Origin of the sequence: Caballeronia sp. SBC1, from assembly GCF_011493005.1 — a bacterium.
In the GTDB taxonomy this organism is placed as follows: domain Bacteria; phylum Pseudomonadota; class Gammaproteobacteria; order Burkholderiales; family Burkholderiaceae; genus Caballeronia.
The window spans coordinates 119,557-140,695 of sequence record NZ_CP049156.1; the positions used below are offsets into that span (position 1 = coordinate 119,557).

The window sequence follows — 21,139 nt, forward strand, 5'->3', positions numbered from 1 at the left end:
ATGGAAAAGATTGAAACCCCAACGCTTGCTCACAACGTTGTGCATTTCGTGCGATTGCTGCGCGGCGCGGGGTTGGCGATGTCACCAGCGCACAGCGTCGATGCGCTCGAAGCGTTGCGCTGGATCGATATAACCCGTCGCGACGATGTCCGCGCCGCGCTCGCCGCGTTGCTTGTTCATGCGCCCGACGAGCGCGAGCTCTTCCATCAGGCATTCGATCTTTTCTGGCGCGATCCCGATTGGGAAGGGAAATTGCGCGCGCTGTTGTTACCGAAGGTGACGAGCGGCGCGCCGCCGCCCAAGCGCAACAACCGTCTCGCCGATGCCCTCGCCGCACGCGCCGCTGCATTGAAGCCGGAGAACAAACAATCGGACAACGTTGAACATGTCCACGCGCGTTTTACGTTCAGCGCGCAGGAACGGCTGAGCCATCGCGATTTCGACACCCTTACGTCCGATGAATGGCGTGCGCTTCGACATCAAATTCGTTCGCATAGAATGCCGCTTGCCACGGAGCCGACCCGGCGCTTAAAAACGGCATCGCACGGCACGCATGCGGATTTGCGCGCCAGCGCCCGAAGCGCTGTGCGCTCGGGCGGCGACTGGACCACGTGGAAATACAAGAAAGTCATCGAGCGCCGGCCGCCGCTTGTCCTGCTGCTCGACATTTCCGGGTCGATGAGCGCATATTCCCGGGCTGTGCTTTACTTCTGCCATGCCTTGTTGCAATCGCGCGAACGCCTGCAGGTTTTCCTGTTCGGCACGCGCCTGACCAACGCCACGCGGGCGTTACGCGAACGCGATCCCGACGTCGCAATTGCCGCGATCTCCGACCAGGTGGTCGACTGGTCGGGCGGCACGCGGATCGGCGCGGCGCTGGCCGAATTCAACCGGCGCTGGGCGCGGCGTGTGCTCAGCGGCCGTGCGACGGTCTTGTTCGTCACCGACGGGCTCGATCACGAAGCAATCGATGTCCTCGAAACCGAGATGCAGCGTCTGCGGCGTTTCGCGCATCGGCTGGTGTGGCTCAATCCGTTGCTTCGATACACCGATTTCACCCCGCGCGCGCGGGGCGTGCGGGCGATCCTGCCGCATGTCGATGCGATGCTTGCGGCTCACAACCTCGACAGCCTGAACGCTGTCGGCCGGGAGCTGGCGGCGGTGACGCGTCGTGCGGACCGGAAATCAGCCGGAGACACGTCATGGAACTGACCGAAACGCATAATCTGCCGGTGCCGCAGGACATCGCATGGCAGGCGCTAAACGACACCGAGATACTGCGCGCGTGCATTCCGGGTTGCGAAAGCATAGAAGCCGATGGCGAAAACGCGTATGCGGTGGCCATGACGGCGTCGGTGGGGCCCGTGAAAGCGAAATTCAAAGGACGCATGAATTTGGTGGACATCGACGCGCCGCACACGTACACCATCGTGTTTGAAGGGCAAGGCGGGACGGCCGGTTTCGGCAAGGGGCAGGCGAAGGTCAATCTGGAACCGGGCGACAATGCGGATTCGACCACGTTGTCTTACACGGCGAATGCCCAAGTGGGCGGCAAGCTCGCGCAGATCGGCTCGCGGCTGGTGGATGGCGCGGCCAGAAAGATTGCCGGGGAATTTTTCAAGCGCTTCAGTGCGCAGTTGACGCAGGGCGATGAACCCGGCTCGGCGGGCGATGAAGGTGAAGAGAAGAAGGGGAAAAGATCATGGACAGCGTGGATCTCGAAGTCCTGAGAAACAGCGCGCGATGGCTCGAACGTGGGCATCGCGTGTTGCTGGTGACAGTAGTTAAGACGTGGGGTTCGTCGCCCCGGCCAGAAGGCGCGATGCTCGCCGTGCGCGATGACGGCGCGGTGATGGGATCGGTATCGGGCGGGTGTATTGAAGACGACTTGATCGAGCGCGTCAGACAGCGCGGCATTGAGCAGACGAAGCCTGAGAGCGTCAAATACGGAATCTCGGCGGAAGAAGCGCATCGGTTCGGACTGCCTTGCGGCGGGACCATTCAACTGGTGCTTGAACCGTTGTCGATGGCGAGCGGCATTGCTGAACTGTGCGATGCCGTTCTCGCCGGACGGCTGGTGACGCGCACGCTCGATATGGCCAATGGCGCGGTCAAGTTGGAGCCAGCGCAAGCAACAGATGGCGTTACGTTCGATGAAACCACGCTCTCGACTATTCACGGCCCGCGGTATCGGATGCTTGTAATTGGCGCCGGGCAGTTGTCGCGGTATTTATGCAGTATCGCGGTCGGGCTGGATTATCACGTGACGGTTTGCGATCCGCGCGAGGAGTACACGGACGAGTGGGATGTGCCGGGCACGAAGATTGTGCGGACCATGCCCGACGATACCGTGATGGACATGAAACTTGATGAGCGTTGCGCGGTGATTGCGCTGACGCACGATCCGAAGCTTGATGATCTGGCGTTGATGGAAGCGTTGAAGACGCCGGCGTTTTATGTTGGCGCGTTGGGATCGCGGAAGAACAACGCGGCGCGCAGGGAACGACTGAAGGAGTTCGATCTCTCCGATGCCGAGTTGTCGCGCCTGCATGGGCCGGTGGGGATTTATATCGGCAGCCGGACGCCGCCGGAGATTGCTGTGTCCATTCTCGCTGAAGTGACGGCGGCGAAAAACGGTGTTTCGCTGCCTACTATTCTGCAGGTTGAAGGCGCGAAGGCAGCGCGTGAGCTTGAAGGAACGGGGGAAGTTTGCGGAATTTAGTTTGATGTGAATGCCGCCGCGCTTTAAAGCATAGGCGCGGCGTACGTCATCTTCAGGTCACTTTTCCTTGCGTCGCATGGCCTGCAAATATTGCCCCGATACCTCCGACGCTCCGTAATGAACCACGGTCTGATCGATCAATCCCCAAATCGTTAGTCCCGCTTGACGCGCACGTGTGCAAAACGATACGTCTTCGCCCTGATAGAGACCGTCCTCTTCGATCGTTTCGAAGAACCCGTAGAACTTTCCGTTGGTGAGCATCGACTCGTATTGTTTCGGCGGCGCGTAGCATTCCGAAAAAGGTTTCGTCGCCTCGAACGCTTCTCGCTGCGCCAGAAAAACGCCGGTGCCAATATGCCGCGCTTGGACGAAACCATCAACGAATCTGACATCGCCGTTTGCATCGGGGATGGGCGCGATCGTGTATTCGGAGTGCTTTTCCAGCCATTCGCGCAGGGTCAAGCCGGTATCGGCGGCGGATATTGGACCGTTTAAATCAATACGTCTAAATGGATACGCCACGCCCGCTACGGCTTTGTTCGCGGCCAGAAGCTTAATGACGGCTTCGGCGGGGAACTTCATGTCGGTATCGAGGAAAAGCAAGTGTGTGAATTCAGGGCGGCTCAGGAAATAATTGGCGAAGAAGTTGCGCGCCCGAATGATGTGGGACGACGCTACATGCAACGTTTCGTAGCTTGATCCGGATTTCGTTAATGCGCGTGTCAGATCGAGCAGCGAGAAGGCAAAATTGATGTGCACTTCCTCGCTATAAGTGGGCAGGCAGATTAGTACGTGATGGTTGGACATGGGCAATTGTAAAAATTAGTTATGCGAAAGATACGGGCAGCGATTGAAGCCTTGATGGTACATGCTGTGTGGACTGAGATCGTTTCGTTTTGTTTGCTTTTGAAGATCGCAAAGAGGTTCAATGCGCGGCGGTGAAGAGAGGGGCGCTATGCTGCTCGTGACGCAGATCGCGTTGATCCCCGTTTCAATCCACGCGGCCGTGAAGGACGCGACCTCATCCCATCTAACTCTCAGTTTCTACCTCGAAAATTCGCTCCTTTCCGCAAACCTGCATCGGCGATCTTGAAAGAATGATCGGCAACGTACCTCTTCGCCGAAGACATTTAAAAAACACGACAAAAATCAAACTATCCCGACTTCCGCGAACCGCCCCGGAAAATCGCGGCCACTTCCGGTTCGCGCGCATCGCATCCATCGTCCACAGCAGAACCGTCCCGTAAACCGCCGCCCCACGAATCAGCCCGACAACACCATCCCGAACAGGCGCTCCCGATTAGCCGACGTGATGTTAACCGACGCCATCCCAACCGCTCACACGCGAAAAGTAAAGATTAAGCAAATAGAAAGCTAACCGACGCCATGCGTATACAATAATGATTCTCATTTATGACGCGAACTCGCCGCACCCGGACCGATCGGCGCTACCCACCCCGACATCCCTTCCGATCAATTCGCAAACGCCCCCACTCATCCACGCTGCCACGCCGCCCCTCGCGCCCCAACAAAAAATCACCGCATTCCGCTCCATGCTCTCTTCGCGTTCTCTCCGCATCTGGTCCTTTGTTCATCGCTGGACGAGCATCGTTTGCACGGCTTTCATGCTGTTGCTCTGCCTGACCGGTTTGCCGCTCGTGTTCGGCCATGAGCTCGATGTGCTCCTGGGCGATGCTATCGAAGCTCCCGAACTTCCCGCGCATCAATCCAACGCTCGCGCGAGTTACGACGCAATCCTGAATTCAGCGCTGGCGAAAAATCCGGGGCATGTCCCGCAATACATGATTTGGGAACCCGATGAGTCGATGCTCCCCATCGTCGTCACCGCGCCACGCCCCGATACCCCACCCGACGATACCCAAAGCACGACCATCGATGCCCGCACGGCTCGGGCGCTAGGCGCTCCGCCGGGCAAAGGATCACTGAAATTCATCCTGCTGAAACTGCATGTCGATATGTTCGCCGGCTTGCCCGGTAAGCTGTTTCTCGGCGCGATGGGCGTGAGTTTCGTTGTCGCGATCGTGTCGGGCGTGGTCGTCTATCTGCCGTTCTGGAAGAAGGTCGGCCTTGGTCGCGTGCGGATTAAAAAGTCGCGTCGAATCGCGTGGCTCGATGGTCATAACGCGCTCGGCATGTTGACGCTGGTCTGGGCGTTATTGGTGGGCGCAACGGGCTCGATCAACACGCTCGCCGATCTTCTCCTCGATGCCTGGCGCAACGATCAACTCGCGCAAATGCTCGCGCCATATCAAGGCAAGCCGCCCGTGAAGGCCACGGCGTCCGTCGATGAAGCCATCAAGATTGCTCGCGACAAAACGCCTTCGATGATTCCATCGTTCGTCGCATTTCCCGGCACGCGCTTCAGCAGTCCGCACCACTACACAGTATTTATGCGCGGCGACGGCATTCTGACGACGCGCATGCTGCGTCCGGTTCTCATCGATGCAGAAACGGGCAAGCTCACCGATTCGCGCGAATTGCCGTGGTATCTGACGCTGCTGCTCGGCTCCCAACCGCTCCATTTCGGCGATTTTGGCGGCATGCCGCTGAAGATTTTTTGGGCAGCGTTCGACGTATTGACTATCGTCGTGTTGGGCAGCGGGCTTTATATCTGGCTTTCGCGCGGAAATAAAAACAAGCGCAAACCGGCTTGACCTGACTACGCCACGACAATGCGAAGATCAAAAAGCAAAACCCCGCGTTTCGCGGGGTTCCAAGTTCAAACAGCAGTCCAAGTGAGGACCTGAATCCTCACATCAAGCCCATACAAACCATCGCGACAATCGACGCCATCACAATGACCGCGCCTACGGTCTTGCGTTTATTCAACTCGGTCCACAGCAATACGCCCGTCAACGACAGCAAAATAATGCTGCCCGCCAGGGTATCGATGAGCAGCACCCAGCCCATGCTTAACCCCACGCCTTTGTGCAGATTGGTCATGGTCGCGAGAAAGCTGTTCTCGCTCTTCTTCACCGATACAAACCCGTTCCCCACCCAATATTCCGCCGATACCGACCCGCCCGGCGATGCCACCGCGACCGTCCACAATTCCGGCTGCATTGTCTTCTGATCGCCCCAGCCCACCGGATGCGCCGCTTCACGTTTCGGCCGGCCGATATTGCCGTCGAGCTTGAGTTCCTGCTTGAGCCACTTCCCGAGTTCCATCGGTGACTTGAGGCCGTGCGCGGGCACGGCCATTTGCATCTGGGAAACCTGAGGTTCTCCGCTCGATATCTTCAGCGGACCCGCGCGATGATTCAGCAGAAAACCCGTCGTCCCGAACAGCAACCCCAGCACGGCGCCCCATAAACCCACCCAGCCATGCACCTTTCGAAGCCATTTGATGAACGTTGCGCGACGCGAGCGTTGTTTTCGCGTGAATTGTTCGGCGTCGTCGATAAGGCGACCGCCGCGCGGCGCGTACGGCATCGTGGTCACGTTGGACGCGGGTTCAAAAGTTTCAGGCGCGTTCACGCGTCTCTCCAGAAGGGCGTAGCAAATAAGGGGATGTTGCAGATGGATTTCCCACGCGATACGGCCAACAAGCGGCCCAAAGCGTATCGGCGGAATCAAGCTTTAAATGAGAATTGTTATCATTACACAGTCGTGGGAATTCTTCAATAGTTCCTCGGGGAGCCGGCGCAGGAGGGGGCGCGCCAGCCGAGGCTGAAGAAAAACCCGGCGCTAACAGGAGCGAAGACCCGTCAAACCGGCCAGAGCGGCCCTTCTTCCATCGCGCCCACCTGCTCGCGCAACTCGAGAATCCGGTCTTCCCAATAGCGCTGCGTGTTGAACCACGGAAACGCGGCGGGAAACGCGGGATCGTTCCAGCGACGCGCCAGCCAAGCCGCGTAGTGAATCAATCGCAGCGTGCGCAGCGCTTCGACCAGATGCAGCTCGCGCGGCTCGAAATCGCAGAAATCTTCGTACCCGGCCAGCAGATCACCCAGCGCACGCGACGCCTCCGGGCGGTCACCCGGAAGCAACAACCACAAATCCTGGATAGCGGGCGCCATGCGGCTATCGTCGAAATCGACGAAATGCGGACCCGCATCCGTCCACAACACGTTGCTCGGATGACAATCCCCGTGCAGCCGGATGCTTTTGACGTCGCCGGCGCGCTCGTAGCATCGCTCGACACCTTCCAGCGCCATCTTCACCACGGTTTCATACGCTTCCAGCACGTCCTTCGGCACAAATCCGTGCGTCAGCAAAAACTCGCGCGGTTCGTAGCCAAAGGTCTGGATATCGAGCGCGGGCCGTTCCACGTACGGCTTGATCTGCCCGACCGCGTGAATCCGGCCGATAAAACGCCCAAGCCATTCCAGCGTGTCCGGCCGGTCGATATCCGGCGCGCGCCCGCCGCGCCGTTCGAAGATGGAGAAGCGGAAACCGTCAAAGGTATGCAGCGACGCGCCATTCAGCACACGTGCCGGCACCGCCGGGATTTCACGTTCGTAAAGCGTCGAAACAAAAGCGTGCTCTTCGAGAATGGCGTCGTCGGACCAGCGCAACGGCCGGTAGAACTTCGCGACCATCGGCGGGCCGTCTTCCATGCCAACCTGGTACACACGATTTTCGTAGCTGTTAAGCGCGAGCATGCCGCCGTCGGTGCGTTCGCCCAGCGGCATCAGGACGCTGTCGAGCGCGTCGAGCACACGCTCGGGCGTGAGATCGGCGAAAGGCGGGGGCGGGAGATTAGCGTCGTCGCCGGAGAAAGACAGGCTGTCTGCGGACGCGCGCGATGCATCGGAATGGTTCGAGTTCATCCCTGCATTGTGACGCGCATCGCGGGGGGAAGCATCAGCGATGCGCGGTTACATCGAAACAGAGTTCTGAAACGCGCTAATTCCTCAATGCATGAGCACGTTGGTCGGGCGAACGAGCTCGCCGGTATCGATCAGATCTGCGAGGAAGAACGGTTCGGTGTTTAGCAGCTCCGACGTGCCGGGTTCATCGGCGTACCAGGCAACCATGGCCATGTCGCCGAGAATCCGCATGACGATCCCGCGTGCGCCTTGTGGCACGGCGATATGGACGGAGCGAACGATTGAACCAATTTGCATGATGACTCCCCGAGGTGTGCCGGCAAAACAGTGCGCGTGCCGGTCGGTACTGGATGAAGCACAGGAGCGTGAGGCCCTGTGCGCGAAACTGAAGTGCCGCGCGTAAATTCCTCGAATGCCTGCAAATTGCAGTCGTATTCCGATGATTTCGGCTGAAACGATGTTCTACTTTAGCGCATCAATTCTCGCCGGGCGAAAACTGCATCGCATTGAAACAACGTCTTCGCGTTCTAACCGCCTTTTGCAAGTTGATTGAAAGCGCTCGGTGCAACGTCCGGCAAAACCCTGACGATCACGGTATCGTTATGACCTTCGCCACCGGAGATATCTTTGTGACTTCATCGCCGGCGCCGTCCCGGTCAGCTTCGTCCTCCTCGCTTCCCCCCGATCCCTCGCCGTACCTCGAACGCGGATCGCGTGCTTACTGGCATGCGGCTGTTGCCTTGCTGTTTGCAGGCTACGCCACGTTCTCGCTGCTGTACTGTGTGCAGCCGCTCCTTCCCGAGTTCACCAAGACGTTCGGCGTGAGTCCGGCGGAAAGCGCGCTTTCGGTATCGGTGACAACAGCGTCACTTGCGGTCGCGATTTTTATCGCCGGCTTTGTTTCAGAGGGCTGGAGCCGGCACCGGTTGATGACGCTGTCGCTGACGGCTTCGGCGCTGCTGACGATCATCGTGGCGTTTCTGCCGAGCTGGCACGCGCTGTTGTTCGTACGCGCGCTCGAAGGGCTGGCGCTCGGCGGCGTGCCGGCGGTCGCCATGGCCTATCTCGCCGAGGAAGTGCATCCCGACGGCCTCGGCCTCGCGATGGGACTCTACGTCGGCGGCACGGCAATCGGGGGAATGGCCGGGCGCGTGATTAGCGGGATTCTCGCGGACTTTTTCTCGTGGCGCGTGGCTATCGGCGGGATCGGGGTGCTTGGGCTGCTCGCCACGCTGGCGTTTCGTGCGCTCCTGCCGCTGTCGCGACGGTTCGTGCCACGCGCCGGCATGGGATTTAGCCATCATCGAATGGCCCTGGCCGGGCATCTGAAAAACCGGGGCCTCCCGTTCCTGTTCCTGATGGGTTTCGTGCTCATGGGCAGCTTCGTGACGCTTTATAACTACGTGGGGTATCGGTTGATCGCGGCGCCGTTCAATCTCAGTCAGACGGAGATTGGCGGGATTTTCGTGGTGTATCTGACGGGCGTGGTGGCATCGCCCTGGTCCGGAAAAATGGCCGATATATTCGGCCGCGGCCGCGTCCTGATCGCTGCGCTCCTGCTGATGATCTTTGGCGTGGCGTTGACGTTGTCAAGTTTGCTGGCCGTGGTGATTGCCGGTATCGCGTGCATGACGTTCGGTTTTTTCGCCGGGCATTCGGTCGCAAGCGGCTGGATTGGCGTGTTGGCCAACGGGCCGAAAGGCCAGGCCGCGGCGCTGTATTTGCTGGCCTATTACATCGGCTCCAGCGTGCTTGGTTCATGGGGTGGGCATTTCTGGACCATCGCCGGCTGGCCGGGCGTGAGCGGCTTCGTATTCGTGCTGCTGTTCATTGGCTTGGGCGGCGCGGAATATTTGCGTCGGAGAGAACGGCGCGTAAACGCTTGATCGCTTAGATGCGCGCGCGAACGTAATGAAAGTTAGTTGTAAATACTGATGAATGAGGGTTTTTCCGTATCCGCTTAAAACATCCGACCGGAAACCTCGGCTCCATATGGGGTTTCGGTAATCGTTCGCGTACGTTTGCGGAAAGCGGCACAAATAAAGCTTAAACAACGGCCTATACTCAGATCGACAGTGCGACGTCTCACGCAGCCAGGTGGACGCTGAGCACGAAAGATGGGAGACGAGTATGAACACCTACTTCACGATCGCCGACTTCATCCTGATCATCCCGATGGCGCTTGCAGGCATTCTCTTTCTCGGCGCTGTACCGTGCGCCACGCAATTCCGGAAAAACACGCTACGCGTATTTGGCGCGTTGCTCGGCGTGCTGCTTGCATTCTTGCTGGTGGAAGGATTGCCGGCGCTGGTTTAGAAGTCCGATGGGCTGATTGGCGCGGCGAGTCGAGAGGGCTTCGGCTTCCACGCTTGGCTGTCGGGAACAGGCGCTAAAAAACGCGCAGTTCCTGCGTTCTCGCTCATCTTCGGGAATGTCCTATGCACGCATTCCTCACGTTCGTATTGAACGTCGACACCTGATTCGCTTCCAATCTCGCTTTGCCACGTTGCGCCGGCGCATCCGCCGGAGGACAACGCGCGTAATTAGTCCGTAGATGCAATCGCTCTCCTGTCGATGCCACCGATATCAAACGCATAAAAGATCGACACATCGAGGACTTAATGCCGCCGCTTACCGTTGCCGTTATCGCCTTTATTGCGCTCATCGTTGTTTTTACGGCGGTTTGGGCGTGGCAGGTTAAATCGAAGAATGCCGGGATGGTTGATCCTGTCTGGGCGATGTCGCTCGGCGTGGTCGCCGTGCTGGTCGCGGTACTCGCCAATGGCGATCTGCACACGCGGGTCGTTGTTGGCGTTGGCGGGTTCGTCTGGGGCGTTCGGCTTGGTCTGCATTTGTGGAAGCGCAATGCCGGTCACGCAGAAGATCCCCGGTATCACAAGTTCCGCGAGCAATGGGGCGCCGACGCGAACAAGAAAATGTTCTGGTTCTTCCAGATGCAAGTCGTGATTTCGATGCTGCTGTCGCTCGCGTTTTTCGTACCGGCTTATCGGGCAACACCGCCGGGCGCCGCCTGGGTCGCGCTGGCGGCTGTGATCTGGATGATTTCCATTGCGGGCGAAGCGCTCGCCGACCACCAGTTGCGCGCGTTCAAAGCGGACCCGTCGAATCACGGCAATGTATGCCGCGCGGGCTTGTGGCGTTATTCACGGCACCCGAACTACTTCTTCGAGTGCGTGCATTGGGTCGCGTACATCCCGCTTGCGATCGGCGTTGGCGCGTGGATTTTCGCCATGCTGTTGCCACCCGTGCTGATGGCGTGGCTGTTGCTGAAAGTCTCGGGCGTACCCATGGTTGAAGCGGAATCGGCTAAAAAGCGCGCGGGATACGCCGATTACATGCGTACAACCAATGCATTGATTCCATGGCCGCCGCGTCATCCTTAAATAATAATAGCGAGGGGTTTCCACATGAGCGATCTGCAATCGCGAGCAGTTATGTCACAACCACAAGAAAAAGAATTGCCGACGGAGAGCTGGCTGATCGACTGGTGCGAGCGCGGCCGGCTGCCGGACTCGCTCGTGCGCCTCGGGATGCGCCGCCTGATGAAACAGCGTCTGCGCGATGAAGGTATCGACGACGGCGAAACGCGTTCGAAGCGTTTTAATCGCCTGGTCGATGAGCTGCGCGCAAGCCCGATCGCGATCGAAACGCAAGCCGCGAACACGCAGCACTACGAGGTGCCGGCCGCGTTTTTCCATGGCCATTTGGGCGAGCACCTGAAGTACTCGTGCTGTTTGTATCGGACGGGAACGGAAACGCTCGATCAGGCTGAGCGCGCGATGCTTGAGGAATACGCCGTTCGCGCGCAACTCACCGATGGCCAGCGCATCCTTGATCTCGGTTGCGGCTGGGGTTCGCTCTCGTTGTGGCTGGCGGAAACTTATCCGCGCTCGCAGATCGTGGCTTTATCGAATTCGCGGGGGCAGCGCGAGTTTATCGAGAGCGAGGCGGCCGAGCGTGGCATCACGAATCTGGGCGTGGTGACCGGGAATATTGTCGATCATCAATTCGATCCGGCATTGCTCGGCGATGGATTCGACCGCGTGTTGTCGATCGAGATGTTCGAGCATATGAAGAACTATCGATTGTTGCTGAACAAGATTTCGGGCTGGATGCGTGAGGACGGCAAGCTTTTTGTGCATGTGTTCGCGCATCGCACGCTGGCGTATCACTTCGAGGTGAAAGACGGCAGCGACTGGATGTCGAAGTACTTTTTCACGGGCGGCACCATGCCCTCGGAGGCGCTGCTGCTTCATTTCCAGGACGATCTGACCGTTGACCGTCAATGGTGGGTGAGCGGCGCGCATTATGAAAAGACGGCGAATCACTGGCTGGCGAACCTGGACGCGGCGCGCGGCGAGTTGATGCCGCTGATGGTCCAGACGTATGGCGCGGCTGACGCCCCCGTCTGGTTTCAGCGCTGGCGCATGTTCTATATGGCAGTGGCCGAGTTGTTCGGGTACGCCGGCGGCAACGAATGGGGCGTCGCGCATTACCGTTTTTCCAAGCGCTCAGGCTAGGTTTTCGTCGCTTGGGTTGGGCAAGCTCCTCACCTCGCTGCGATCAACGCCGGGCGGCGAGTGAACCACGCCCTGGCGGCCTCTAGTTGCGCCGCCAGCCGGAACAACGTGGCATCGTCGTTCATCCGCCCCGCGAACTGCACGCCGATCGGCATGCCGCGGGCATTCCAGTAGAGCGGCACGGACATTGCCGGCTGACCGGTAAAGTTGAAAAGCTCCGTGCAACCGGCCCAGTCAAACGCCTTCTTCGCCGATACCGACAGCATTCGTTGCAACAACGGTTCAACAGGAAACGCCGAGAGCACGTGCATCTGGAAACGCTCGAATTGGCTGGGTTGCTTGGCGCCGATCTTGAACGGCGCGGCAGCAAGCGTGGGTGTCAACAAGACGTCATACCGTGTCATCAACGTGGCCATCTTCGCCTTGAACTGACGCTGAGTTTCCAGCGCCGCTGGCAGGTCGCGCTCGCCAATCTTCTGACCGACACGCGCCATGGCCCACGATGCAATTTCGAAATCAGCGCGCTTCGGCTTCTGGCCGCTGATGCGGTCGGCGTGCAGCACAATCTCTTCGGCCAGCACCGACCACATCACCAGGAACGCATGGGCGAGGACATTGAAGTCGAGCCCGAAAGACGCCGGTTCCACACGATGCCCCAGTGATTCAGCGAGCCTGGCGGCATCGTTGAGAGCAGCTTTTACATCCGCCGATAACGACTCCGCAAGCTGCGGCTCTTCCATATAACCGATGCGCAACGGCCCGCAAGGCTCGCCGACGGCACGGAAGAAAGCGCCCGGTTGCCCGGACGACGTGAGATCGAGTAGCAGGGCGCTGTCGCGGACACTGCGCGACACGGCGTGATCCACGGCCAGATCGCCGGGTGCGGGTAGTGGCTGTGGCTGGACATCGTTGGATGGCTTGTAGCCGAACAGTCCGCAACACGAAGCCGGAATGCGGATCGAGCCGCCGCCGTCTGCCGCATGCGCGAGCGGGACAACACCGCCCGCGACCGCCGCCGCAGCGCCACCACTGGAACCGCCCGGTGTGTAGTCGAGTCCCCACGGGTTGCGTGCCGGGCCGAACAACTCGGGTTCGGTGTACGGCATCTGGCCGATTTCAGGCGTGTTGGTCTTGCCGAAAATGTTGAGCCCGGCCTGCTTTGAGCGCGCAACGATCAGCGAATCTTCAGTGGGCGTGAAATGCTGGAAATGGCGGCAGCCCATGGACATCCGCAAACCTGCGACCGGCGCGCCCAGATCCTTGATGAGATAGGGAACCCCCGCGAGCGGACCTTCGCCCAGAGTGCTTGATCCATCGCGTCCGCCACGGCTCGCGCGGTTGCGAGCCGCCTGATAGTCCTTCAGGACAATGGCGTTGAGCGCTGGATTGACGGCTTCGGCGCGCGCGATTGCCGCATCGATCAGTTCCCGCGCGCTGACCTGGCCGCTGCGCACGAGCTTAGCCAGGCCGATTGCGTCGTAGTCGAGATACTCGGACTGCAAGGTTCTCCCTCCTTTGATGCGGTTGTGTCCCGTCTTCTCAGGCGGCCAACCGTGCAGTCCACAGAGCAGTGCGCCTAGTTACGAATGCTCGCCGAGGAACGTCAGCGTGCGGCCGTGCGCCAGTGCCGATGCCGCTTGATTGTACGATGCGCGGTCCGTGCAATTGAAGCCGTGATCGGCGCCCGGGTACACGTGGACCTGAGCGTCCTTGCCCGCGAAACGCTGCTTGACCGAGTCGACCGCGTCGGACGGAATGTGGGCATCGAGCGCGCCGTAGTGGAATTGCATCGGTACCGTGATTTTGTCGGCCTGGTCGAGCTCGTTCTGGATGCCGCCGCCGTAGTAGGCCACGGCGATGTCAAACGCACCTTGCGCGGCGGACAAATACGCCAGCCGGCCGCCGAGGCAATAACCGACAGCCGCGACCTTGCCCGTGACTTCCGGCAGTGCGCGCAGCGCGGCGGCGGCGGCGGTGACGTCGGCGACGGCATTTGCCACGTCGAGCTTGCCGTAGATTTCCATTGCCTTCTCGCGGTCTGCGCCGTCATAGCCGAGTTCCACGCGCGGCTGGACGCGCCAGAAGATGTCCGGTGCGAGCGCGACATAACCATCGGCTGCGTACTGGTCGGCCACGGCACGGATATGCGAGTTCACGCCGAATATTTCCTGGATGATGACAACGCCCGGGCCTTTGCCACTTTTGGGCAACGCGAGATAACCCTGGAAGGTGTCGCCGTTTGCAGGAATGTCGATCCAACGGGATGTCACGGTCATGATTGAAGCTCCTGGCTGATGCCTGAATGAGTGGGGCGAAATGATAGGGGACGATAGGGGCGAACCGCAGCCAAACAGTGTGCCACCATTCGATGCGCCTTGCTGGCAACGGCGCTGGCTGTAAAGCGCTTGTAGGCAATGCATGCGGCGGCGCGTTTTCAGACGTGTTTTTGCAACGTTTCGCGGTCGTCCTGGGGCACGGCATCAGGCTTGAAAGCGGCGACTAGTTAATAGTGCTAACCCGAGTGCTAACCCGAGTGCTTATCTAAGTCGCTAACCCAGTTCTTAACTCGCGCAATTGACTTGAAACAAGCGGGCCGCATAATTAACGGCATGGCCGGGTAAAACTAAAGCACCGCCTCTAGAATGCGGCGAACTGCCGCCGGGTTAGCAGTGCCAATCCGCTGAAGAACCGCATGAACAGGACGTTTGCGCACTGCACCAGCACACTTTCAATAGCTTCTCAACACATCTCTTATTAGTAGTCACACCAGTATCCTAAAAAACTTCCCCAAATTAATTTGACAACCCTACACTTGCGCGCAGTACGGATGCTGGTTGTCATAAACGGCCTGCGGAAGTACAAGCCAAGTGCATGACGATGCATCCGGCGTGGTCGTCCACGGGGCTGAGCAAAACGTGACGAAGACGGAGCACAGGGCGACACCGTTGTTTTTGGGACCGAAACTGGAGACTTACATGAACACCAAGCTTCACAAACTGTTGCCTATCAGCGCTGCAGCGCTAATGTTCGCCTCGATGGCAACAACCGCTACGGCCGATGAGGTTGTCAAGATCGGTCACGTTGCACCGTTGACCGGCGGTATTGCCCACCTGGGCAAGGACAACGAAAACGGCGCACGCCTCGCAATTGAAGAAATCAATGCCAAGGGTCTGACGATCGGCGGCCAGAAGATCACCCTTCAACTCGACGCGCAAGATGACGCAGCTGACCCGCGTACGGCTACGCAAGTGGCGCAGAAGCTGGTCGACGATAAGGTCGTCGCAGTGGTTGGCCACCTGAACTCGGGCACCTCGATCCCGGCTTCGAAGATCTACAGCGATGCAGGCATCGTGCAGATTTCGCCGTCGGCAACGAACCCGGTGTACACGCAGCAAGGCTTCAAGACGACGTATCGCGTTGTGGCAACCGATGCACAACAAGGTCCGGCACTGGCTAATTACGCTTCCAAGGACTTGAAGCTGAAGAGCGTCGCGATTGTCGACGACTCGACCGCTTATGGCCAAGGTCTCGCGAACGAATTCGAAAAGACTGCCAAGTCGCTCGGCATGAACGTGATGTCGCATGATGCGACCAACGACAAGGCTGTCGACTTCCGCGCAATTTTGACGAAGATCAAGGGCGAAAACCCTGACGCGATCATGTACGGCGGCATGGACGCTACCGGCGGCCCGTTCGCCAAGCAAGCCAAGCAACTTGGCCTGCGCGCACGCGTTCTGGCCGGCGACGGTGTTTGTACCGACCAGCTGTCGCAACTCGCTGGCGATGCAACCGACAATATCGTCTGCTCGGAAGCCGGTATGGCGCTCGAGAAGATGCCGGGCGGCGCGGCGTTCGAAGCCAAGTTCCAGAAGCGTTTCGGCCAGCCGATCCAGATCTACGCTCCGTTCACGTATGACGCGGTGTACATCATTGTCGATGCCATGAAGCGCGCCAACTCCACCGATCCGGCGAAGATTCTGGCAGCTATGCCGAATACGGATTACAAGGGTGTGATCGGCGAAACGACCTTCGACTCGAAGGGCGACCTGAAGCACGGCGTGATCTCACTGTACGACTACAAGGCAGGCAAGAAGACGCTGCTGGACGTGGTCAAGATGTAATTGCCGTGGGTGGTCAGGGTCGTGATGTTTCGGCCAGGACCGCCTTCGATGATTCTCATTCTTAAAAAACGCGCTGATTTCGGTCAGCGCGTTTTTTTTATGCCGTGGTTTGGGGGGCAGGGACTAACGAATGCTTGTTGGATGGTTGGCGCTTGTGGCCGGTTAGCCTGTTGCAATCCGGAGCCCCGGCGCTGTCCCTTCACAGCTTCAATTGCTTCATGATTCTCGGTCCCACGAGCGCGATCAGCGCTGCGCAAGCCGCGACCACCGATAGTCCTATTGGCAACGTGCTCAATTGGGCCACACCGCCTATCAGCACCGGCCCGAACAGCAAACCGAAGTAAGCGAGGCCCGCGACCTGCGCGAGCCCTTCCGCCGGGCTCACGCCCTCCACACGCGCCGCTGCGGCGAACAGCACCGGCATCATGTTCGCGAGCCCGAGTCCCATGAGCGTGAAACCCGTGAGCGTAACCACCGCGTTCGGAAGTAACAGCGCCGCCAGCATGCCAATAAACGCCAGCGCCGCGCTCGCGAAGACGAGTTGCGGCGCGCCGAAACGGGCGCGCACCGCGTCGCCACCGAAACGTCCGGCCGCCATGCCGCCGGTGAAGGCCGCGTAGGCCGTGCTGGACAACGCGGGCGTGGCGAGCACAACGTCACGCATGTAGACCGTCGCCCAGTCGTACATGGCCCCTTCGGCGATCAACGCGATCAACGCAAGGCTGCCGAGGGCCCACAACGCCCTGGAGCGCCAGCGATTCGACGACGACCGTCCGCCATGTGCATGGTCCGCGTGAGGGACGTGGGGCAGCACGGCAGGCATCGACACCAGCAGCACGATCAAGCTCACCACTGAAGCGAGCGCGAGATGCGCGGACGGCGGCATGCCGTGCGCGAGCAGCGCACCGCCGGCCGCCGCACCGGCCATCCCGCCGACGCTGAACATGCCGTGCAGCGACGACATGATGGGCCGCTCGAGCGCTTCTTCAACGGCGCTGGCTTCCGCGTTCATCGCGACATCGAGGGTGGCCATGCTGAAGCCGAACAGCGCCAGCACGACCAGCAGCAGCCAGTAGAACGGCGCGACCAGGATCAGCGCCCCGCAAATCGTCATGCCGATACCACCGGCCAGGCAAGCGCGGCGAGTGCCGACGCGCGCGATCCACGGAGCGTTGGTGAGCATCGCGACAATCGAGCCTAGGGCAACTGCCAGGAGCGCAATGGACAGCGACCCGGGGCTCAGGTGAAATTTGTCGCGCACCGTAGGCACGTGGACGCCCCAGGAGGCGTACAACATCCCGGCGATGAAAAACACGGCCATGGTCGCGTAGCGCGCACGCTCGCGTTTTGCCGCAGGCAGCCGCCGATGCACGGCGTTCGCGGTGTCGTGCCCGACGGCGCGGGCACTTGAGACAGATTCGGACACAGGAATTGCTCTCGTTGCTTTCTTGTTTTGACGGCCGGCCTTTTCGGCGGCCGACGAAGCTTTCAATTCTATCGGGTTGCGGACGGGCCTGGTTTTTGTGCTTTAAGATCGCAAAGGCCGCTCGCTTCTCTAATTCAGTTCGCTTGCATGGCCGCTGGTGAGTTCTTTCGTGAGGTCGCGCTTTGAATATTCCGTCGCATGCTCCATTGCATTTGTTGCATCAAGTGCCGCACGGTACGCTCGCCACGCACTCCCGTGAGCCGCGGGGCTTTCCTTACCCAACCGCATTACCGTTCGCGCCGACTTCCCGCCACGTGCCAATGGTGCTCATTAGCCATCTGGCCGAACACACGCGCAATCTGCAACTGGACGCGCGCGCGGGTTTCTTGATTACCCATTCGGCCAGCGACGCCATTCTCGAAGGCCAGCGTCTTACCATGCTCGGCTCATTTTCTCCGGCACCAGCTGAATCCGTCGATGAACTGGCGCGCCGTTATCTGCGATATCACCCCGATGCCGCGCGTTATCTCGAATTAGGTGACTTCACGTTCTGGATCATGTCGCTCGAACGCATGAGATATATAGGTGGCTTTGGTGCAATGGGCTGGCTGGATGCGAAGGCTCTTGATCCACTCGAACCGCTATCCGAGCAGAATGAGCGTCAGCTCCTGGAATTATTTGCCGATTCTCCCGCGCGGCCGGCGGAACTCGAACTAATAGGTATCGACAAATATGGCTGCGATCTGCGGACGCCCGCAGCGCGCAATCGTTTCACCTTCGATAAACCGAAACAAACTCGCGCCGAACTAAATGCCGCGTTGATCGATTGTATTGAACGGCATAGGTGATTGTCTGAAGTTCTGGTCATCCGATACGTATCTTTATGTCACTAAATTACAAGATGGTGTTACGGCGATGAAGCAATTTGGACAAACTCGCACGAGATGGAAGTTTTGGCCGATATGCATCTGACTATTTTCATTTGATGAAAGAATTTCTGGGTTAATTTAACGATGTAAGTAAAATGAATGCAGAATTTCCGCAACGTTCATCGAATCACACCAATTGTTACGGACGTCCGTTCGACTCAATTGATTTAAATCGACAGTGCAGAAGCGTGCGCAGAATCCTGGTTGTGTTAATCTGCGATTCATTGAGAGGCTTAACGTTATAACTGGAACGGGCGACGACTCGTACACTGCAAACCAAAAGGAAAAGATCATGCCGTCTTACAAGGAACTTCTCGCGCAGCGCGAAAATCTCGAGCGACAAATTGAAGAAGCGAAGTCGCGGGAATATGCCGAAGTTCTCAATGAAATCAAGCAGAAAATGGCCGACTACGGCATCACGCTTGCTGAATTGGCAGGTGGCCGCGGCGGCAAGAATTTGAAAGACGCTGGGCGTCCGCGTGCGGGCGTTGCACCGAAGTATCGCGACCCTGACAGCGGTAGCACGTGGTCGGGCCGCGGCAAGCCGCCGAAGTGGATAGCAGGTCAGGAGCGCGACAACTTCCTGATCCAGAAGTAAGCGGGTGATTGTTTGAAAAAGCCGCACCATTAAAACGGTGCGGCTTTTTTGTGTCTGCGCGTCGGCCGGCCGACAGTTGGCACGATTGAAGTCAACCGCTGCGCGGGGAGGCGAGCATATTCGAGATACGACTGAGAAGACGTCGCGTTTAAGATAAATAGATGATTTTTATAGGATTTTTAATATTTAAGCGAATGTGCTGCAGCGCGGCTTGGTAAAATTTGCCAAACGATGACTTCGAGTGATGACATGTCGCAATCAACGGCGCGCGCCGCAGAAAAGCAGGACGTAGCCCGCAAAACAACCTTCGCGAGTATCGCGGTGAATTCTGTGCTGATGGCGGCGCAGATTGTCGTCGGCGTGTTTGCGCATTCTCAGGCCTTGATTGCTGACGGTATTCATTCACTGTCTGACTTGGTGTCGGACTTCATCGTGCTCCTGGCCAATCGGCATAGCAACGCGGCTCCCGACGACGATCACAATTACGGGCACAGTCGCTATGAAACAGTTGCTTCATTATTTCTGGGTGCACTTTTAATTGCTGTCGGCGTGGGGATGTTATGGCGGGCAGGTGAACGTATTACGAATCTTCAGGACATCCCGGCGGTTCACGCAAGTGCGCTGATTGTTGCGGTGATCGTTCTGATTTCCAAGGAGTTATTGTTCCGCTATATGCTCCGCGCGGCCGAACGCGTGAGATCGGCACTACTGATCGCAAATGCGTGGCATGCCCGTTCGGATGCGGCGTCGTCGCTGGTCGTCGCTATCGGTATTATTGGGAGTATGGCCGGCTGGCGTTTACTTGACCCTATCGCGGCCGCAATCGTCGGTTTTATGGTCGCACGGATGGGTTGGACATTCGGATGGGACGCTTTGCAGGATTTGTCTGATCGCGCGCTCGATCATGCCGAAACCGAGAAGTTGCGCATGTTGTTGAGCAGTACTCCGGGTGTTCGCGACGTGCATGAATTGCGCACGCGGAAAATGGGCGATCTCGCAATTGTCGACGCGCATATTCTCGTCGATCCCCTCATTTCAGTTTCAGAGGGGCACTACATTGCAGAATTGGCGCGAGCGCGCTTGTTGACGAATACCCACGTTATGGATGCGTTGATTCACGTCGATCCGGAAAATGATGAAATCAACGCGCCGGCGGGCAGAATGCCGACGCGTTCGGCAGTCAGCGATGCCATCAGTGCTGTATTGGGGGCTCGTGGTCTCACGTACAACGCGTTGAACCTGCATTATCTGAGCAGCGGTTTCCATATCGACGTGACGCTTTCCGCAGACGCAAGCGATGATCAACTGGCCAGCCTGGAACCCGGTGAGTTTGACGCACTCATGCGAAAACTCGGCGCACGCGAGATTCGGCTTACGCGAACCGTAAGAAGTGCGCCGCACCTTGTCATTACAGAATCGACTGCTGTTTCGCGCCCTGATTAAAACGTCGGCATTCATGTAATTGAAAGCTATCTCAAAGCGGCAATTGGGTATCGAATTTGATTTCGCGCAGGACCACGCTGGTCCGGACTTGCGCGACAGCGGGAATCTTGAAAATGCGGTCGTGGAGAAAAGCGTCGTACGACTTAATGTCCGGCGCGACAATTTTCAGGATGTAATCGGCCTCGCCCGTGGTGCTGTAGCACTCGGTGACTTCCGGGCACGTGGTGATCTCACGTTCGAATTGCTCGACACCGCCTTCCGTGTGACGCGTGAGATGAATATGAGCGAGCGCGCAGACATGCAGCCCAAGCTTTTCGCGATCGAGCAACGCGGTGTACCGCTGGATCACGCCTGACTGCTCCATGTCCTTGATCCGCCGCCAGCATGGAGTGCTCGAAAGCCCGACCTGGTCGGATATCTCCTGAACCGAACGGCGGGCGTCCAGCTGCAGAAGTCGCAGGATTTTTTGTGAAAACGTGTCGAGAGTCAACTGCGCCTCCTTTCGGTCGCTACCAACTCCAATAGTAGAGGCGGCAGAAAGGAAGCGCAATGTCAAACGCCCAGAG

The 21,139-nt window shown here is 58.7% G+C and carries 20 protein-coding genes; 12 read left to right on the top strand and 8 right to left on the bottom strand.

Going from position 1 to position 21,139, the window contains the following annotated elements:
• From SBC1_RS00540 to SBC1_RS00550, 3 genes are read left to right on the top strand one after another with little or no spacing between them, the layout of a single operon-like run.
• Entirely contained in the window at positions 1 to 1,212 is a 1,212-nt protein-coding gene (locus SBC1_RS00540; protein WP_165085488.1) for a VWA domain-containing protein, read from the top strand.
• On the top strand, positions 1,203 to 1,730 hold the full coding sequence (locus tag SBC1_RS00545; protein ID WP_165085490.1) for a CoxG family protein: 528 nt from the start codon (positions 1,203 to 1,205) through the stop codon (positions 1,728 to 1,730). Before SBC1_RS00540 ends, SBC1_RS00545 begins: the two co-directional genes overlap by 10 nt.
• On the top strand, positions 1,703 to 2,722 hold the full coding sequence (locus SBC1_RS00550) for an XdhC family protein (protein ID WP_165085492.1): 1,020 nt from the start codon (positions 1,703 to 1,705) through the stop codon (positions 2,720 to 2,722). Before SBC1_RS00545 ends, SBC1_RS00550 begins: the two co-directional genes overlap by 28 nt.
• 57 nt (positions 2,723 to 2,779) lie before the next feature.
• Here the strand turns inward: SBC1_RS00550 and SBC1_RS00555 are convergent, their stop codons facing one another.
• Positions 2,780 to 3,529 carry a hypothetical protein gene (locus SBC1_RS00555; RefSeq protein ID WP_165085495.1) on the bottom strand — a complete coding sequence of 250 codons (750 nt, stop codon included), beginning with the start codon at positions 3,527 to 3,529 and terminating at the stop codon, positions 2,780 to 2,782.
• An 818-nt stretch (positions 3,530 to 4,347) separates the two neighbouring features.
• On the opposite strand from SBC1_RS00555, the gene SBC1_RS00560 reads away from it, so the two are divergent.
• Positions 4,348 to 5,397, top strand: a complete 1,050-nt coding sequence (locus SBC1_RS00560) for a PepSY domain-containing protein (protein WP_241201982.1) — start codon at positions 4,348 to 4,350, stop codon at positions 5,395 to 5,397.
• 97 nt (positions 5,398 to 5,494) lie between these two features.
• On the opposite strand, the gene SBC1_RS00565 is transcribed toward SBC1_RS00560, so the two are convergent.
• From SBC1_RS00565 to SBC1_RS00575, 3 genes are all read right to left on the bottom strand, one after another.
• A complete protein-coding gene (locus SBC1_RS00565) occupies positions 5,495 to 6,220 on the bottom strand; it encodes a PepSY-associated TM helix domain-containing protein (RefSeq protein WP_370469574.1) in 726 nt (241 codons plus the stop codon).
• Positions 6,221 to 6,450: 230 nt separating this feature from the next.
• The gene (locus SBC1_RS00570; protein WP_165085514.1) at positions 6,451 to 7,515 is read right to left on the bottom strand and encodes a serine/threonine protein kinase; all 1,065 of its coding nucleotides are present in this window, start codon (positions 7,513 to 7,515) and stop codon (positions 6,451 to 6,453) included.
• Positions 7,516 to 7,599: 84 nt separating this feature from the next.
• Positions 7,600 to 7,812 carry a hypothetical protein gene (locus tag SBC1_RS00575; RefSeq protein ID WP_165085515.1) on the bottom strand — a complete coding sequence of 71 codons (213 nt, stop codon included), beginning with the start codon at positions 7,810 to 7,812 and terminating at the stop codon, positions 7,600 to 7,602.
• A gap of 305 nt (positions 7,813 to 8,117) precedes the next feature.
• Here SBC1_RS00575 and SBC1_RS00580 point away from each other — a divergent pair, with 305 nt between their 5' ends.
• The 4 genes from SBC1_RS00580 to SBC1_RS00595 all read left to right on the top strand — a co-directional run bounded on the left by SBC1_RS00580 (position 8,118) and on the right by SBC1_RS00595 (position 12,056).
• Entirely contained in the window at positions 8,118 to 9,401 is a 1,284-nt protein-coding gene (locus SBC1_RS00580; protein ID WP_207958419.1) for an MFS transporter, read from the top strand.
• A gap of 244 nt (positions 9,402 to 9,645) precedes the next feature.
• Positions 9,646 to 9,831, top strand: coding sequence for a hypothetical protein (locus SBC1_RS00585; RefSeq protein ID WP_165085518.1), 186 nt, complete (start codon positions 9,646 to 9,648; stop codon positions 9,829 to 9,831).
• A 305-nt stretch (positions 9,832 to 10,136) separates the two neighbouring features.
• Entirely contained in the window at positions 10,137 to 10,919 is a 783-nt protein-coding gene (locus SBC1_RS00590) for a DUF1295 domain-containing protein (RefSeq protein WP_165986904.1), read from the top strand.
• Positions 10,920 to 10,970: 51 nt separating this feature from the next.
• Positions 10,971 to 12,056 (top strand): cyclopropane-fatty-acyl-phospholipid synthase family protein, encoded by a 1,086-nt coding sequence (locus SBC1_RS00595; protein ID WP_165986906.1) that lies wholly within the window; start codon positions 10,971 to 10,973, stop codon positions 12,054 to 12,056.
• Positions 12,057 to 12,085: 29 nt separating this feature from the next.
• On the opposite strand, the gene SBC1_RS00600 is transcribed toward SBC1_RS00595, so the two are convergent.
• Positions 12,086 to 13,558: an amidase gene (locus SBC1_RS00600; RefSeq protein WP_165986908.1), complete on the bottom strand. Its 1,473-nt coding sequence runs from the start codon at positions 13,556 to 13,558 to the stop codon at positions 12,086 to 12,088.
• A 78-nt stretch (positions 13,559 to 13,636) separates the two neighbouring features.
• On the bottom strand, positions 13,637 to 14,332 hold the full coding sequence (locus tag SBC1_RS00605) for a dienelactone hydrolase family protein (protein ID WP_165986910.1): 696 nt from the start codon (positions 14,330 to 14,332) through the stop codon (positions 13,637 to 13,639).
• 699 nt (positions 14,333 to 15,031) lie between these two features.
• On the opposite strand from SBC1_RS00605, the gene SBC1_RS00610 reads away from it, so the two are divergent.
• A complete protein-coding gene (locus tag SBC1_RS00610; protein WP_165085531.1) occupies positions 15,032 to 16,177 on the top strand; it encodes a branched-chain amino acid ABC transporter substrate-binding protein in 1,146 nt (381 codons plus the stop codon).
• 199 nt (positions 16,178 to 16,376) lie between these two features.
• Here SBC1_RS00610 and SBC1_RS00615 read toward each other — a convergent pair whose 3' ends face one another.
• Entirely contained in the window at positions 16,377 to 17,603 is a 1,227-nt protein-coding gene (locus SBC1_RS00615) for an MFS transporter (protein ID WP_371826744.1), read from the bottom strand.
• 182 nt (positions 17,604 to 17,785) lie between these two features.
• On the opposite strand from SBC1_RS00615, the gene SBC1_RS00620 reads away from it, so the two are divergent.
• The 3 genes from SBC1_RS00620 (at position 17,786) to SBC1_RS00630 (ending at position 20,573) form a co-directional block, all read left to right on the top strand.
• The gene (locus tag SBC1_RS00620) at positions 17,786 to 18,451 is read left to right on the top strand and encodes a HugZ family protein (RefSeq protein ID WP_165085534.1); all 666 of its coding nucleotides are present in this window, start codon (positions 17,786 to 17,788) and stop codon (positions 18,449 to 18,451) included.
• 373 nt (positions 18,452 to 18,824) lie between these two features.
• A complete protein-coding gene (locus tag SBC1_RS00625; RefSeq protein ID WP_165986912.1) occupies positions 18,825 to 19,130 on the top strand; it encodes an H-NS family nucleoid-associated regulatory protein in 306 nt (101 codons plus the stop codon).
• A 249-nt stretch (positions 19,131 to 19,379) separates the two neighbouring features.
• Positions 19,380 to 20,573, top strand: coding sequence for a cation diffusion facilitator family transporter (locus SBC1_RS00630; RefSeq protein WP_165085537.1), 1,194 nt, complete (start codon positions 19,380 to 19,382; stop codon positions 20,571 to 20,573).
• Positions 20,574 to 20,604: 31 nt separating this feature from the next.
• On the opposite strand, the gene SBC1_RS00635 is transcribed toward SBC1_RS00630, so the two are convergent.
• Entirely contained in the window at positions 20,605 to 21,063 is a 459-nt protein-coding gene (locus SBC1_RS00635) for an Lrp/AsnC family transcriptional regulator (protein WP_031357026.1), read from the bottom strand.
• Positions 21,064 to 21,139: the final 76 nt, after the last annotated feature.